The organism is Citrobacter sp. C348 (assembly GCF_047467975.1).
GTDB lineage: Bacteria > Pseudomonadota > Gammaproteobacteria > Enterobacterales > Enterobacteriaceae > Citrobacter > Citrobacter gillenii.
This window is the reverse complement of the sequence record NZ_JASJUJ010000009.1, coordinates 71,067-84,579: the sequence shown is the minus strand read 5'-3', so window position 1 is coordinate 84,579 and position 13,513 is coordinate 71,067. Positions and strand designations below refer to the sequence as shown.

The 13,513-nt window shown below is 53.5% G+C and carries 15 protein-coding genes; 6 read left to right on the top strand and 9 right to left on the bottom strand.

The genetic code is table 11. From position 1 onward, the window contains the following. Positions 1-4 precede the first annotated feature (4 nt). From pflB to QNN86_RS16965, 5 genes are all read left to right on the top strand, one after another. Complete coding sequence (gene pflB / locus QNN86_RS16985; RefSeq protein WP_181617977.1) at positions 5-2,299, top strand: formate C-acetyltransferase; 2,295 nt, start codon at positions 5-7, stop codon at positions 2,297-2,299. Positions 2,300-2,312: 13 nt separating this feature from the next. Next, the gene (locus tag QNN86_RS16980) at positions 2,313-2,708 is read left to right on the top strand and encodes an enamine/imine deaminase (RefSeq protein WP_096755567.1); all 396 of its coding nucleotides are present in this window, start codon (positions 2,313-2,315) and stop codon (positions 2,706-2,708) included. Between the two features lie 90 nt (positions 2,709-2,798). Next, a complete protein-coding gene (tdcG, locus tag QNN86_RS16975) occupies positions 2,799-4,163 on the top strand; it encodes an L-serine ammonia-lyase (protein ID WP_181617975.1) in 1,365 nt (454 codons plus the stop codon). A gap of 281 nt (positions 4,164-4,444) precedes the next feature. Beyond that, positions 4,445-5,776, top strand: coding sequence for an amino acid permease (locus tag QNN86_RS16970; RefSeq protein WP_096755569.1), 1,332 nt, complete (start codon positions 4,445-4,447; stop codon positions 5,774-5,776). A gap of 24 nt (positions 5,777-5,800) precedes the next feature. Next, complete coding sequence (locus tag QNN86_RS16965; protein WP_414211880.1) at positions 5,801-7,111, top strand: serine dehydratase subunit alpha family protein; 1,311 nt, start codon at positions 5,801-5,803, stop codon at positions 7,109-7,111. Between the two features lie 54 nt (positions 7,112-7,165). Here the strand turns inward: QNN86_RS16965 and QNN86_RS16960 are convergent, their stop codons facing one another. Both QNN86_RS16960 and QNN86_RS16955 read right to left on the bottom strand, forming a co-directional pair. Beyond that, positions 7,166-7,327: a hypothetical protein gene (locus QNN86_RS16960; RefSeq protein ID WP_096755571.1), complete on the bottom strand. Its 162-nt coding sequence runs from the start codon at positions 7,325-7,327 to the stop codon at positions 7,166-7,168. A 25-nt stretch (positions 7,328-7,352) separates the two neighbouring features. Then, the gene (locus QNN86_RS16955) at positions 7,353-8,054 is read right to left on the bottom strand and encodes a pirin family protein (RefSeq protein WP_115257425.1); all 702 of its coding nucleotides are present in this window, start codon (positions 8,052-8,054) and stop codon (positions 7,353-7,355) included. Positions 8,055-8,158: 104 nt separating this feature from the next. Between QNN86_RS16955 and yhaJ the strand changes: the two genes are divergently transcribed. After that, positions 8,159-9,055 carry a DNA-binding transcriptional regulator YhaJ gene (gene yhaJ, locus QNN86_RS16950; RefSeq protein WP_115257426.1) on the top strand — a complete coding sequence of 299 codons (897 nt, stop codon included), beginning with the start codon at positions 8,159-8,161 and terminating at the stop codon, positions 9,053-9,055. A 106-nt stretch (positions 9,056-9,161) separates the two neighbouring features. On the opposite strand, the gene QNN86_RS16945 is transcribed toward yhaJ, so the two are convergent. The 7 genes from QNN86_RS16945 to QNN86_RS16915 all read right to left on the bottom strand — a co-directional run bounded on the left by QNN86_RS16945 (position 9,162) and on the right by QNN86_RS16915 (position 13,463). Beyond that, complete coding sequence (locus tag QNN86_RS16945) at positions 9,162-9,527, bottom strand: DUF805 domain-containing protein (RefSeq protein ID WP_115257427.1); 366 nt, start codon at positions 9,525-9,527, stop codon at positions 9,162-9,164. An 863-nt stretch (positions 9,528-10,390) separates the two neighbouring features. Further along, entirely contained in the window at positions 10,391-11,377 is a 987-nt protein-coding gene (gene yqjG / locus QNN86_RS16940) for a glutathionyl-hydroquinone reductase YqjG (protein ID WP_117342713.1), read from the bottom strand. A gap of 71 nt (positions 11,378-11,448) precedes the next feature. Further along, positions 11,449-11,841: a DoxX family protein gene (locus tag QNN86_RS16935; RefSeq protein ID WP_135324236.1), complete on the bottom strand. Its 393-nt coding sequence runs from the start codon at positions 11,839-11,841 to the stop codon at positions 11,449-11,451. A 217-nt stretch (positions 11,842-12,058) separates the two neighbouring features. Continuing rightward, positions 12,059-12,358, bottom strand: coding sequence for a YqjK-like family protein (locus QNN86_RS16930; RefSeq protein WP_096755577.1), 300 nt, complete (start codon positions 12,356-12,358; stop codon positions 12,059-12,061). Continuing rightward, complete coding sequence (locus QNN86_RS16925) at positions 12,358-12,753, bottom strand: phage holin family protein (RefSeq protein WP_096755578.1); 396 nt, start codon at positions 12,751-12,753, stop codon at positions 12,358-12,360. Before QNN86_RS16925 ends, QNN86_RS16930 begins: the two co-directional genes overlap by 1 nt. A 2-nt stretch (positions 12,754-12,755) precedes the next feature. Then, on the bottom strand, positions 12,756-13,061 hold the full coding sequence (locus QNN86_RS16920; RefSeq protein WP_096755579.1) for a DUF883 family protein: 306 nt from the start codon (positions 13,059-13,061) through the stop codon (positions 12,756-12,758). Between the two features lie 33 nt (positions 13,062-13,094). After that, the gene (locus QNN86_RS16915; protein WP_414211872.1) at positions 13,095-13,463 is read right to left on the bottom strand and encodes a DUF1090 domain-containing protein; all 369 of its coding nucleotides are present in this window, start codon (positions 13,461-13,463) and stop codon (positions 13,095-13,097) included. Between the last annotated feature and the right edge of the window lie 50 nt (positions 13,464-13,513).

Sequence of the window (13,513 nt, the reverse complement as noted above, 5' to 3'; positions counted from 1 at the left end):
TTTCATGAAGGTAAATATCGATACAAGCGATATGCTGTATGCCGACGCGTGGCTTGGCTTTAAAGGTACGGACTGGAAAGAAGAAATTAATGTCCGTGATTTTATTCAGCATAACTACACGCCTTATGAAGGGGATGAATCTTTCCTCGCCGAAGCGACGCCGGCCACCACCGCATTGTGGGAAAAAGTCATGGCGGGCATCCGTATTGAAAACTCGACGCATGCGCCGGTAGATTTCGATACCAATATTGCCACGACGATCACCGCGCACGATGCCGGTTATATTGAACAAGAACTGGAAAAGATCGTCGGTCTGCAAACGGATAAGCCGCTGAAGCGTGCGCTGCATCCGTTCGGCGGCATCAACATGATCAAAAGCTCTTTTGATGCTTACGGTCGTGAAATGGATGCTGATTTTGAGTACCAGTATACCGAACTGCGTAAAACCCATAACCAGGGCGTGTTCGACGCGTATTCCCCGGATATGCTGCGCTGCCGTAAGTCCGGCGTATTAACCGGTCTGCCGGATGGCTATGGCCGTGGTCGTATCATTGGCGATTACCGCCGTGTTGCGTTGTACGGTATTCGCTACCTGGTGCGCGAGCGCGAGCAGCAGTTTGCCGATCTCCAGTCGAATCTGGAGTGGGGGCAGAATCTGGAAGCGACGATTCGCCTGCGTGAAGAGCTGTCTGAGCACCGTCGTGCGCTGCTGCAAATGCAGGAAATGGCGGCGAAATACGGTTGCGATATCTCCCGTCCGGCGCGTAACGCGCAGGAAGCTGTGCAGTGGGTGTATTTTGCTTATCTGGCCGCGGTGAAATCGCAGAACGGCGGCGCGATGTCGCTGGGCCGTACTGCATCGTTCCTCGACATTTACATTGAGCGCGACTTCAACGCCGGGATCTTAAACGAGCAGCAGGCGCAGGAGTTGATCGACCACTTCATCATGAAGATCCGCATGGTGCGCTTCCTGCGTACCCCGGAATTTGACACCCTGTTCTCCGGCGATCCTATCTGGGCGACCGAAGTTATTGGTGGGATGGGGCTGGACGGCCGCACGCTGGTCACCAAAAACTCGTTCCGCTACCTGCATACGCTGCACACCATGGGACCGGCACCTGAGCCGAACCTGACGGTGCTGTGGTCTGAAGGCTTACCAATTGCCTTCAAAAAATATGCCGCACAAGTGTCTATCGTCACGTCGTCCTTACAGTATGAAAACGACGATCTGATGCGCGCTGACTTTGAAAGCGATGACTATGCCATTGCCTGCTGCGTCAGCCCGATGGTCATCGGCAAACAAATGCAGTTCTTTGGTGCGCGTGCCAACCTCGCCAAAACATTGCTGTACGCAATCAACGGCGGTGTGGATGAGAAGCTGAAAATCCAGGTCGGGCCGAAAACTGCGCCGCTGATGGATGACGTGCTGGATTACGACACGGTGATGGAGAGCCTGGACCACTTTATGGACTGGCTGGCCGTGCAGTACATCAGCGCGCTGAACATCATTCACTACATGCACGACAAGTACAGCTACGAAGCCTCGCTGATGGCGCTACACGATCGTGATGTTTATCGCACCATGGCATGCGGTATGGCGGGTCTGTCCGTTGCTGCGGACTCCCTGTCGGCTATCAAGTACGCTCGCGTCAAACCGATCCGTGATGAAAATGGCCTGGCGGTCGACTTCGAAATTGAAGGTGACTATCCGCAGTACGGGAACAACGATGAGCGCGTAGACAGCATTGCCTGCGACCTGGTTGAACGCTTTATGAAGAAAATTAAAGTGTTGCCAACCTATCGTAACGCAGTCCCGACGCAGTCCATTCTGACCATCACCTCTAACGTGGTGTACGGCCAGAAAACCGGGAATACCCCGGACGGACGTCGCGCAGGTACGCCGTTTGCGCCAGGGGCGAACCCGATGCACGGCCGCGATCGCAAAGGCGCCGTCGCCTCGTTGACCTCGGTGGCTAAACTGCCGTTTACCTATGCCAAAGATGGTATCTCGTACACCTTCTCGATTGTGCCGGCTGCACTGGGCAAAGAAGATAGCGTGCGTAAAACCAACCTGGTCGGTCTGCTGGACGGTTATTTCCATCATGAAGCGCATGTCGAAGGCGGTCAGCACCTGAACGTCAACGTCATGAACCGCGAAATGCTGATGGATGCTATTGAGCACCCGGAAAACTATCCGAACCTGACGATCCGCGTGTCTGGCTATGCGGTGCGCTTTAACGCGCTAACCCGCGAACAGCAGCAGGACGTTATTTCACGTACTTTCACCCAGGCGCTTTAACGCCGGAGGGGTTATGAGAAAAGTTATTGCAACCGACTGTGCGCCAGGGGCGATTGGGCCTTACGTACAGGGCGTGGATCTGGGCAGCATGGTGTTGACCTCAGGTCAAATCCCGGTATGTCCGCAGACCGGTGAAGTTGCCGAACACGTGACCGATCAGGCGCGTCAGAGTCTGGAAAACGTGAAAGCGATCGTTGAGTCCGCCGGTTTGAAAGTGAACGATATCGTGAAGACCACCGTTTTCGTGGCCGATCTGAACGACTTCGCCACCATTAATCAGGTGTATCAGCAGTTCTTTGATGAGCACGAGGCTATCTATCCGGCACGCAGCTGTGTGCAGGTTGCTCGCTTGCCGAAGGATGTGAAGCTGGAGATTGAAGCCATCGCCGTACGCGGCGACACGGTGTAACTCCCCGCGGGGCGATCGTCAGGATCGCCCCGATCCCGTTAATGAGTGTGAAACCTGGTCTTCACTGAACGGCAATCCGAGGGTGTGGATATGATTAGCGCATTCGATATTTTTAAGATTGGCATTGGACCTTCCAGCTCCCATACCGTGGGGCCAATGAACGCAGGTAAAAGCTTTATCGACCAACTGGTCAGTAGCGGAGAATTGCACCAGACCACGCGCATTGTGGTCGATCTTTATGGTTCACTCTCCCTGACCGGAAAAGGTCATGCGACCGATGTCGCCATCATGATGGGCCTCGCAGGTAACAGTCCGCAAAACGTGCAGATTGATACCATTGCGGGTTTTACCCAGGACGTGGCCCGAACCGGACGTCTCCCGGTGGCAGAGGGCACGCATATCGTTGATTTCCCTCCTGCTGAGAACATTCTCTTCCATAGCGAAACGCTCCCGCGCCATGAAAATGGTATGCGTATCACCGCGTGGAACGGTAACGAGACGCTATTAAGCAAAACCTATTACTCCGTCGGCGGTGGTTTTATCGTTGAAGAGGAGCACTTTGGTCAGGCGCACGATGTTGAAACGCATGTGCCGTACAATTTCCATTCTGCCAGCGAGCTGCTGAAACTGTGTGAGCGAAACGGACTTTCCGTTTCCGGCCTGATGATGCAAAACGAGCTGGCGATGCGCAGTAAAGATGAGATTGACGCGGGTTTTGCGGCAATCTGGGATGTCATGCACGCCGGAATCGAGCGTGGCATGAATACCGAAGGCGTCCTGCCTGGCCCGCTTAACGTTCCGCGTCGCGCCGTGGCATTACGCCGGTTGCTGGTTTCCAGCGACAACCTGTCCAGTGACCCAATGAACGTCATTGACTGGATTAACATGTTCGCACTGGCCGTGAGCGAAGAGAACGCCGCCGGGTGCCGGGTTGTTACCGCCCCGACAAACGGTGCGTGTGGCATTATCCCCGCCGTGCTGGCCTATTACGACAAGTTCCGCCGCCCGGTGAATGCGAACTCCATCGCCCGTTATTTACTGGCTGCGGGGGCGATAGGTGCGCTGTATAAGATGAATGCGTCTATCTCCGGGGCCGAAGTGGGCTGCCAGGGTGAGATTGGTGTGGCCTGTTCCATGGCCGCTGCCGGACTGACAGAGCTGCTTGGCGGGAGCCCGGCGCAGGTCTGTATTGCCGCTGAAATCGCCATGGAGCATAACCTGGGGTTAACCTGCGATCCGGTCGCCGGACAGGTGCAAATTCCGTGCATTGAACGTAATGCGATCAACGCAGTAAAAGCGGTTAACGCCGCGCGTATGGCGCTGCGCCGCACGTCAGAACCTCGGGTGTCGCTCGATAAAGTTATCGAGACGATGTATGAAACTGGCAAAGACATGAACGATAAATACCGCGAAACCTCACGCGGCGGTCTGGCGATCAAAGTAGTGTGTATGTGAGTTAATCAAAATAGCATGACCAAAAAGGTGCACAGAAGTGCACCTTTTTTTGTTGTGATCTGCTTCAAAAACAGAAATCGATCCCACCTTTGATGTTTTCAAGAGAAAATCTTTCTTTACCTGTAGGGATTATAGGGTTTTGTTTGTGAAGTTTTTCTCTGACCCTGAGCGTATGATTTTCTTCATTCTAAGAGCTCGCCTGCATCTTATGAATTGCGTATCGCCTTGACGCAATACGAAAAAAATAAAAAAACCTCTACCTACACATTAAGCGGGAAATTATGGAAACGGCTACGAATAACAGCGTAATACTCGACGCATCCGCTCCGGCGCGCCGGGCGGGAATGACCGAAAGTGAATGGCAGGAAGCCATTAAATTCGACAGCATGGACACCGGTTGGGTCATTATGAGTATCGGTATGGCGATTGGCGCGGGGATTGTTTTTCTTCCCGTCCAGGTGGGTCTGATGGGGTTGTGGGTATTCCTGCTGTCCTCGATTATCGGCTATCCCGCGATGTATTTGTTCCAGCGTCTGTTCATCAACACGCTGGCTGAGTCTCCTGAGTGCAAAGATTACCCAAGCGTCATTAGCGGTTATTTAGGCAAAAACTGGGGCATCCTGTTAGGGGCGTTGTATTTTGTGATGTTGGTTATCTGGATGTTTGTTTATTCCACCGCCATCACTAACGACAGCGCTTCGTATCTGCATACATTTGGCGTGACCGAAGGGTTACTGTCCGACAGCCCGTTCTATGGCCTGGTGCTGATTTGCATCCTGGTGGCTATCTCGTCACGCGGTGAAAAATTACTGTTTAAAATCTCCACCGGCATGGTGTTGACCAAGCTGCTGGTCGTTGCCGCCCTTGGCGTGTCGATGGTCGGGATGTGGCATTTACATAACGCTGGCTCGCTGCCGCCGATGGGGCTGCTGATCAAGAATGCGATTATTACGCTGCCCTTTACGCTGACCTCGATTCTGTTTATTCAAACCTTAAGCCCGATGGTTATCTCGTACCGTTCTCGCGCAAAATCCATTGAGGTCGCGCGTCATAAAGCGCTGCGCGCCATGAACATCGCGTTTGGCATACTGTTTGTCACCGTCTTCTTCTACGCCGTCTCTTTCACCCTGGCAATGGGCCATGATGAAGCGGTGAAAGCCTACGAGCAGAACATTTCCGCTCTGGCGATTGCCGCACAGTTTATTAGCGGTGACGGTGCGGGTTGGGTGAAAATCGTCAGTGTTATTCTGAACATCTTTGCCGTGATGACCGCCTTCTTCGGTGTGTACTTAGGCTTCCGTGAAGCGACTCAAGGCATTGTGATGAATGTGCTGCGTCGCTACATGCCTGCTGAGAAGATCAACGAAATCTTCGTTCAGCGCGGCATCATGGTCTTCGCTATTTTACTGGCCTGGAGTGCAATTGTGCTCAATGCGCCGGTACTGAGCTTCACCTCTATTTGTAGCCCAATCTTCGGCATGGTGGGCTGTTTGATCCCGGCCTGGCTGGTCTACAAAGTTCCTGCACTGCACAAATATAAAGGCGCTTCCCTGTACCTGATCATCATCACAGGCCTGCTGTTGTGCGTTTCTCCGTTCCTGGCATTTTCTTGAGTTATCTGAGTGAAGGTCGTTGCTATGTTTGAGACTACATTGAATCCATTATGGGACTGTTTTATCCGCGCGGTGCAGGAAGAAGTCAAACCTGCCCTGGGCTGCACCGAACCTATCTCTCTGGCTTTGGCGGCGGCAGTCGCATCCGCTGAGCTGAACGGCGCGGTTGAACGCATTGATGCGTGGGTCTCACCCAACCTGATGAAAAACGGCATGGGCGTGACCGTACCGGGCACCGGAATGGTAGGGTTGCCCGTCGCCGCTGCGCTGGGTGCGCTGGGTGGCAATGCCCACGCGGGTTTAGAAGTGCTGAAGGATGCGTCCGCAGAGGCCATAGCCGACACCAAAGCCATGCTGGCTGCCGGAAACGTGGCGGTGATGCTGCAGCAACCTTGCGAAGATATTCTCTTCTCACGCGCTAAGGTGTACAGCCGTGACGGGTGGGCGTGCGTCACGATTGTTGGCGGTCATACCAACATTGTGCACATCGAAACCCATAATGGTGTGGTGTTCAGTAAAGAAGAACAGACGCAGGATGAAGAGCTGGATTCGCCGCTGGCGGTGTTATCCCACACCTCGCTGGAAGAGATTCTGGCGTTTGTGAATGCGGTGCCGTTTGAGTCCATCCGCTTTATTCTGCAGGCAGCAAAACTAAACGGGGCGCTGTCTCAGGAAGGGTTACGCGGGATATGGGGATTACATATCGGTGCTACGCTGGAGAAGCAGTGTGCCCGTGGCCTGCTGGCAAACGATCTTTCAACCGCCATTCTGATCCGTACCAGTGCGGCGTCGGATGCGAGAATGGGCGGCGCGACGCTGCCGGCGATGAGTAACTCCGGTTCCGGGAACCAGGGGATCACCGCCACGGTTCCGGTGATGGTGGTGGCCGAGCACTTTGGTGCAGATGATGAAAAACTGGCGCGTGCGCTGATGTTGTCACACCTGAGTGCAATCTATATCCATCATCAGCTTCCTCGCTTGTCGGCTCTGTGTGCGGCAACGACGGCGGCGATGGGCGCGGCGGCGGGGATGGCATGGCTGGTGGATGGGCGCTATAACACCATCGCGATGGCGATCAGCAGCATGATTGGCGATGTCAGCGGGATGATTTGCGATGGCGCGTCAAACAGCTGTGCGATGAAAGTGTCTACCAGCGCGTCGGCGGCATGGAAGGCGGTACTCATGGCGTTGGACGATACGGCAGTGACCGGTAACGAAGGGATTGTGGCGCATAATGTCGAGCAATCTATTGCGAATCTGTGTGCGCTGGCATGTCGTTCGATGCAGGAAACCGACAAGCAGATCATTGAGATCATGGCCAGCAAAGCGCATTAATCTGTCGGCCGGGTAGGGCGTAACCGCCACCCGGCGTCAGTCTGAGCCGCCTTATCAGGCGGCGTCTTCTTCTTCCTGCCTTTGCTCGGCATCGGCAACAATCGCTTCCAGTTCCGTCAGCATATCTTCATAGCCAAAGGTTTTGGTCTGGACGACCGTGTCCTGAATTTTGGCTTTGACCGCCGGCTTACGCTTTTTTGACGCTTTCTTGCTCATAGTCGTACTCCCTTGTTTTTCCTGACTATACGGGCAAATCTATCAGCAAAGCGCGTAAAGGCGTATCGGCAACTAATGTTATGTTAGCTTCGTCACGAATAAATGCGCCATCACCACAGGTCAGCGCTTCTTTTTCTGCTCCAGCCGTTAGCGCATGGAACGTGCCGTGGATCGACTGCAGATAGGCGCGGGGGCCATGTAACTGAAAACTCAGTGATTCACCTTGCTTCAATTCGACATGGTGTATCCACACCTGCTGGCGAAGATGCAGGCTGCCTTGTTCTCCGTCCGGGGAGGCGATCAGTTGATGCTTGCCGGTCGCCAGCGTGGCTTTCTGTACACAGGCATTTTCCCGCTGCGGGCAGGCGTCCAGCCATAATTGCATGCGGGTTAATGGCTTATCCTTGTTAAGGTTGTGCTCGCTGTAGCTAATCCCAGGCTGCGTGGCGAGCAGTAAAACCTCACCGGCTTTTGCCCGGACATGGTTGCCTTCGCTGTCGCGATATTCCGCTTCCCCTTCAAGGATCAGGTTGACGATATCCACCTTCGGATAGGTACGCGGCTGGAAAGAGGCCCCCGGTGCCAGAACTTCCTGGTTCAGAACACGCAGCGAGGCATAACCCAGCAGCTTAGGATCAAAATAGTGTCCAAAGGAGAAGGTATAACGAGCTTGCAGCCAGCCGTAGTCTGCCTGTCCGCACTGTTTTGCTGTTCGGGTAGTAATCATCTTTCTTGACCTCTCTTTACTTCCTTTTATGTTAAATGGCTGGACGCTGTATTGTTAGCCAGATATTCTGCCCGGTATGTTCAAATTTCCTGAATGAGAACGACATGGCCAAAGAAAGGGCATTAACGCTTGAAGCGTTACGCGTAATGGATGCAATCGACAGACGTGGCAGCTTTGCCGCTGCTGCGGACGAACTGGGGCGCGTTCCTTCCGCTCTCAGCTATACCATGCAAAAGCTGGAAGAAGAGCTGGATGTTGTGTTGTTTGACCGCTCAGGCCATCGCACAAAATTTACTAACGTTGGACGCATGCTACTGGAACGTGGGCGCGTGCTGCTCGAGGCGGCTGATAAGCTGACCACCGATGCCGAAGCGCTGGCCCGCGGCTGGGAAACGCATCTGACGATCGTCACCGAAGCGCTGGTACCCACGGCAGCGTTCTTTCCGCTCATCGACCGGCTTGCCGTGAAGGCCAATACCCAGCTTTCGGTGATCACTGAGGTGCTGGCTGGGGCATGGGAACGCCTGGAGCAGGGAAGGGCGGATATCGTGATCGCCCCGGATATGCATTTTCGTTCATCGTCAGAAATTAATTCCCGCAAGCTGTACACGCTGATGAACGTCTATGTGGCCGCGCCGGATCATCCTATTCATCAGGAGCCGGAGCCGTTGTCGGAAGTGACCCGAGTGAAGTACCGGGGAATTGCGGTGGCGGATACCGCCCGTGAGCGCCCGGTGCTGACCGTCCAGTTACTGGATAAACAGCCGCGCCTGACGGTGAGTTCAATCGAGGATAAGCGCCAGGCGCTGTTGGCCGGGCTGGGTGTGGCGACCATGCCGTATCCGCTGGTGGAGGAGGATATTGCCGCAGGTCGTTTGCGCGTGGTAAGCCCGGAGTCCACCAACGAAATTGATATCATCATGGCCTGGCGACGGGACAGTATGGGTGAGGCCAAATCCTGGTGTCTGCGGGAAATTCCGAAGCTGTTTGCGGGCAAATAAGGTGGGGTTAAGCCGGATGCGGTGCAAGCACCTTATCCGGCCTACAGGACGGAGTATGCTGTAGGCCTGATAAGCGCAGCGCCATCAGGCATCTCTACGTGCTACGTCAGGACAGTTGTTTAGGGTCTGCACCGAAGCGGTTGCTACCCGGCGTGCCGTTCTGACAGTTGAAAATAATGATAACCAACCAGCCAATAATGGGGATCAACAAGATCAGCAGCCACCATGCAGAACGGTCGGTGTCATGCAAACGACGGAACTGCACTGCCCACCATGGTATAAATACCAGCACACCATAAATCGTCGTTAATACGCCTTCTCCCCCGGCGCGTTGCCAGCCAAGCATGTTGTCCAGGATGCTGAGTACGAAAGAAAAGATGATGTTGACCAGAACAAACATCCAGTACTCTTTGCGCCGAGCCCGACCGCCAAAACCAAAATAGTTCTTAAGAACGTTTAAATACCAATCCATTTGCGCCTCATTTTGCGTTCAATCACTTGTTTTTAAAGTAATCAAATTAAGAATAGCTGCGAATGAAATGGTGGTAAATATTTGTCGTATTAATTATTTGGTCCCCTGATGGGTAATACTTATCAGTGAACGCCTCAGTTTCAGAAAGTATCAACCTGTGTTGGCGGAAGTAATGAATATACGCTCTCAGAGAAAGGGTTCCGTTCACCTTATGTTCATCGCTTCTCTTAAGTATTGGTTCATGTGAACGTGTAAAGGGCGTTCTCCGCCACGCCCTTTACAATCCCGGCTCCCGGCGGGAAAATTGCCACTTCGTGGTTCCCTCCGCTTTTTCCTTCAGGCTTTCGGGCCGGGCGCGATGTAACGTCCCTGTAAAGCGCGCCCTGAACCCGCATCCCTGCGGGTTCTCCCGGCCTTACGGAAACACGTCGGCAATTTTCAGCCGGACCAGCCACGCCTGACTACCGGTATTTTTATTTGAATATATCTGAACAGCATAAGAGATTTAACTGAAAGTCAGAGAGTTGAAGCGATGACCCATGTCCGGCTGAAAATCGATGAGTCGTTGACGGCTGACCGGGTCTGCCCGCAGGGATGCGGGCAGAGGGGACGGCCTGCAAGGATGCAGGCTCGGCCCCGACCCGACAGGCAGACGGCATAAGACGAATGAATCGCGTAGCGACGATTTTCCCGCCGGGAGCCTGGGTTGCAAGGGAGGCGGCGGTGAGCCTCCCTTGCACGTTCACGGGTAACGGCGTTTCAGAGAAATGACACAGCTGAGGTGAACGGAACCCTGAGCAAAAATCACATGTTCGCCATACATGCTTAACGAATCGGCATTACCCCAAAGGGACCTGTGTAAATCATGCGAAACGGCTGTCTCGTCCATGTGGCTCGTTGAGATCCTGCCATGGCCCGATTGAAATAATACCGGTCGGATTGATGGTTTTGTGGCTACGGAAGTAGTGATGACGGATATGGTCAAAATTGACGGTCTCCGCAATGCCCGGCATCTGGTAAATATCGCGCAGAAAACCGTACAGATTCAGGTAGTCACTGATGCGGTGCTTATCGCACTTGAAGTGGGTAACATACACCGGATCAAAGCGTACCAGCGTGGTCCACAGGCGAATATCTGCCTCGGTCAACTGGTCACCGGTCAGATAGCGATGCTGACCCAGAATCTGCTCCAGTCGCGCCAGTGAGTGAAACACTTTATCAACCGCCTCATCATATGCCTCCTGACTGGTGGCAAAACCGGCTTTATAGACGCCATTATTGACGTTGTCATAAATCCAGCTGTTCAGCTCGTCAATTTTACTTTGCAGGGCAGGCGGGTAGTAATCACCGGCTTTGGCGCCCAGTGCATCAAACGCCGTGTTAAACATGCGGATGATCTCCGCCGATTCATTACTGACGATGGTGTGATTCTTTTTATCCCACAGCACCGGTACGGTGACGCGGCCGCTGTACTGCGGGTCGGCGTGCAAATAGAGCTGATAGAGAAATTCGTGCTGGTAGAGCGTATCTCCCGTGGCGGCCGGGAAATTATCATCAAACGTCCAGCCGTTCTCTAGCATCAGCGGATGCACAACGGAAACGGAGATAAATGGCTCCAGACCTTTGAGCGTGCGTAGAATCAGCGTGCGATGCGCCCACGGACAGGCGAGGGAAACGTACAGGTGGTAACGGTCTTTTTCGGCGGCAAAGCCGCCTGTGCCGGTCGGGCCAGGTTCGCCATCCGCGGTGAGCCAGTTACGGAAAGCCGATGCAGAACGTTGAAATTTTCCCCCGGTAGATTTTGTGTCATACCAGGTGTCATGCCAGACGCCGTCAATAAGTTGTCCCATGGTTTTGCCTCCTCAGATAGCAAAAGCGAGGAGATGTCTCCTCGCTTTTTGATGCGTTTAGTATAGCTTGCTTACCACTTTTTATTCAGTACGCGGTCAATGCTGAATGCGCCTGGACCGGTGATAGCCAGCAGCAGGAAACCGCCTGCGATGGTTAAGTTTTTCATGAACATCAGCGAGTTCATCCCTTCCGCAAAGTTGCTGTGGAAGATGAACGCGGTCAGCACCGTGAAGCCTGCGGTAAACAGCGCGGTAGTACGAGTCAGGAAGCCGAACAGAATGGCCAAACCGCCGCCGAACTCAAGCAGAATAACCAGCGGTAACATGAATCCCGGCACGCCCATGGCTTCCATATATTGTTGGGTACCCGCATATCCGCTGATTTTTCCCCAGCCTGCAGAAATAAACAGGATTGGCATCAGAATGCGCGCTACCAGTACACCAACATCTTCTAATTTTTTCATCGTACTCTCCAGGAAACCACTCAGGCGGCTGATTTTGTTTTTTGTTGCATCAACGCTGTATAGGGCGTTGTTGCTGTCGATGGAGAGAATCATAAACGTGGATAATGACAATTGTTAGCAAGGAAAACTGTCAGTATTTTTCAAAAATTTTGAGTGAAGAGGAAAATAGAATGAAGTAGGCCTTGCCATCAGGCCTACGTGGGGAGAGCAGAAGAGATTAACCGCGCAGTTGCTGCTGTCTGATGGTCGCTTTGACCAGTCGCCAGGCGCTCCAGACGCTAAAGCCGCGTTTGGCCCAACGTACGAGCATATTTGGGTGGCGAATAGTACGAACGGCTATGATGCTGCTGCCAACCAGTATCCAAGAGCGCAGGTTCAACAGCGTGTTCCAGCCACGATCGTATGCAGCAGTGACCTCCAGCCAGTCGCGGCGGGTGGCGGTCAGATCCAGCCGTTGCTGCTGGATCTGACTAAGCAGCAGCGCCTTACGTTTTTCGCGTTCGACTTTACTGCTCATTATGCATCATCCTCCAGGGCCTGCCTGTCGTTAGCAAGTTCATGGCGGGTATGACGTAACAGCGTTGACTTACGGGCTTTACGTAGCGTCCATATCCCGCCAATGAGCGCCAGAAGCAACAGCACAACGGTGGTGGCTATCATCGCGTTGAGACGGTACTGAGGGTCAATGGCCCAGATGATAAGCACCATCAGGCTCATCAGGCCAAATGCTGCGAACAGCATAGTTAGCCCCAGCATCAGCAGTAGCTGAAAGAGGTTGGCTTTTTCCTCTTCCAGTTCAACAACGGCCAGACGTAACCGGGTCTCAACTATCTCGACGAGGATCGTGATGATCCGTTGTCCGATACCCAGTACGTTTTTGCCTGGACCTTGTGCGTGATCGGAGTCCGCCATTGTTAGCGGCGCGACAGCAGTACGCCAAGCACCACGCCGACCGCAGCGCCAATACCGACGCCTGTCCATGGATTTTCGCGTACGTAGTTGTCGGCTTTTGCCGCGGCTTCGCGAGTTTGCTTAGCAATCACATCGCTGGTTTCACCCAGGCGATTGCGGCTCTCTTTCAGCGCGCGTTCTGCTTTACTGCGAATTTTACTCAACTCTTCTTTCGACTTATCGCCAGAGGAGCTCAGTACCTCTTCAAGCGTATCCGCAAGGGATTTCAGCTCAGCGCGCAGGTGTTCCGTAGCATTATCTTTTGACATAGTTTTCTCCAGGTGAGTGGGTCGTTACCGTACTTAGTAATCGCGTGACTCGAGTTCTTTCAGTTCAGTCTGAGCTTCGGCAAGCTTGCGCTCGCGTTTGGTGATTTTATCTGTATCGCCTTTTTGTTTCGCCTCGGCGAGATCACGTTTACGCTCGGCGATCTCATCTTTCTGTTCTGCAATTTTTTTCTGATGCTCGGCACGTAGCTTGCTGTCAGAACAATTGGCCCGGACTTCGCTCAGGGCCTTGTTCAGGCCGTTGATACGACTCTGATTGTTGTGCTTTTCGGCATAGCTAATCTCCCGCTGAATATCGTGTTCTTTTTCCTGACAGAGGGTGTTGGCGTAGCTGCTGGTACTGAGAGCGAAAAGGGTAACAGCCAAAGCGATGCGGTATTTCATACTTGAACCTTCCATTGTGATTCGACCCGGTAACGCGAGGGTCGTTGCTC

Excerpts from the sequence above, each read along its gene's own strand:
- yqjG (WP_117342713.1), bottom strand. The coding sequence starts at position 11,377 with ATGGGACAACTTATTGACGGCGTCTGGCATGACACCTGGTATGACACA.
- QNN86_RS16945 (WP_115257427.1), bottom strand. The coding sequence starts at position 9,527 with ATGGATTGGTATTTAAACGTTCTTAAGAACTATTTTGGTTTTGGCGGT.
- yhaJ (WP_115257426.1), top strand. The coding sequence starts at position 8,159 with ATGGCCAAAGAAAGGGCATTAACGCTTGAAGCGTTACGCGTAATGGAT.
- QNN86_RS16980 (WP_096755567.1), top strand. The coding sequence starts at position 2,313 with ATGAGAAAAGTTATTGCAACCGACTGTGCGCCAGGGGCGATTGGGCCT.
- QNN86_RS16925 (WP_096755578.1), bottom strand. The coding sequence starts at position 12,753 with ATGGCGGACTCCGATCACGCACAAGGTCCAGGCAAAAACGTACTGGGT.
- QNN86_RS16970 (WP_096755569.1), top strand. The coding sequence starts at position 4,445 with ATGGAAACGGCTACGAATAACAGCGTAATACTCGACGCATCCGCTCCG.
- tdcG (WP_181617975.1), top strand. The coding sequence starts at position 2,799 with ATGATTAGCGCATTCGATATTTTTAAGATTGGCATTGGACCTTCCAGC.
- QNN86_RS16915 (WP_414211872.1), bottom strand. The coding sequence starts at position 13,463 with ATGAAATACCGCATCGCTTTGGCTGTTACCCTTTTCGCTCTCAGTACC.
- QNN86_RS16935 (WP_135324236.1), bottom strand. The coding sequence starts at position 11,841 with ATGAAAAAATTAGAAGATGTTGGTGTACTGGTAGCGCGCATTCTGATG.
- QNN86_RS16960 (WP_096755571.1), bottom strand. The coding sequence starts at position 7,327 with ATGAGCAAGAAAGCGTCAAAAAAGCGTAAGCCGGCGGTCAAAGCCAAA.
- QNN86_RS16955 (WP_115257425.1), bottom strand. The coding sequence starts at position 8,054 with ATGATTACTACCCGAACAGCAAAACAGTGCGGACAGGCAGACTACGGC.
- pflB (WP_181617977.1), top strand. The coding sequence starts at position 5 with ATGAAGGTAAATATCGATACAAGCGATATGCTGTATGCCGACGCGTGG.
- QNN86_RS16920 (WP_096755579.1), bottom strand. The coding sequence starts at position 13,061 with ATGTCAAAAGATAATGCTACGGAACACCTGCGCGCTGAGCTGAAATCC.
- QNN86_RS16965 (WP_414211880.1), top strand. The coding sequence starts at position 5,801 with ATGTTTGAGACTACATTGAATCCATTATGGGACTGTTTTATCCGCGCG.
- QNN86_RS16930 (WP_096755577.1), bottom strand. The coding sequence starts at position 12,358 with ATGAGCAGTAAAGTCGAACGCGAAAAACGTAAGGCGCTGCTGCTTAGT.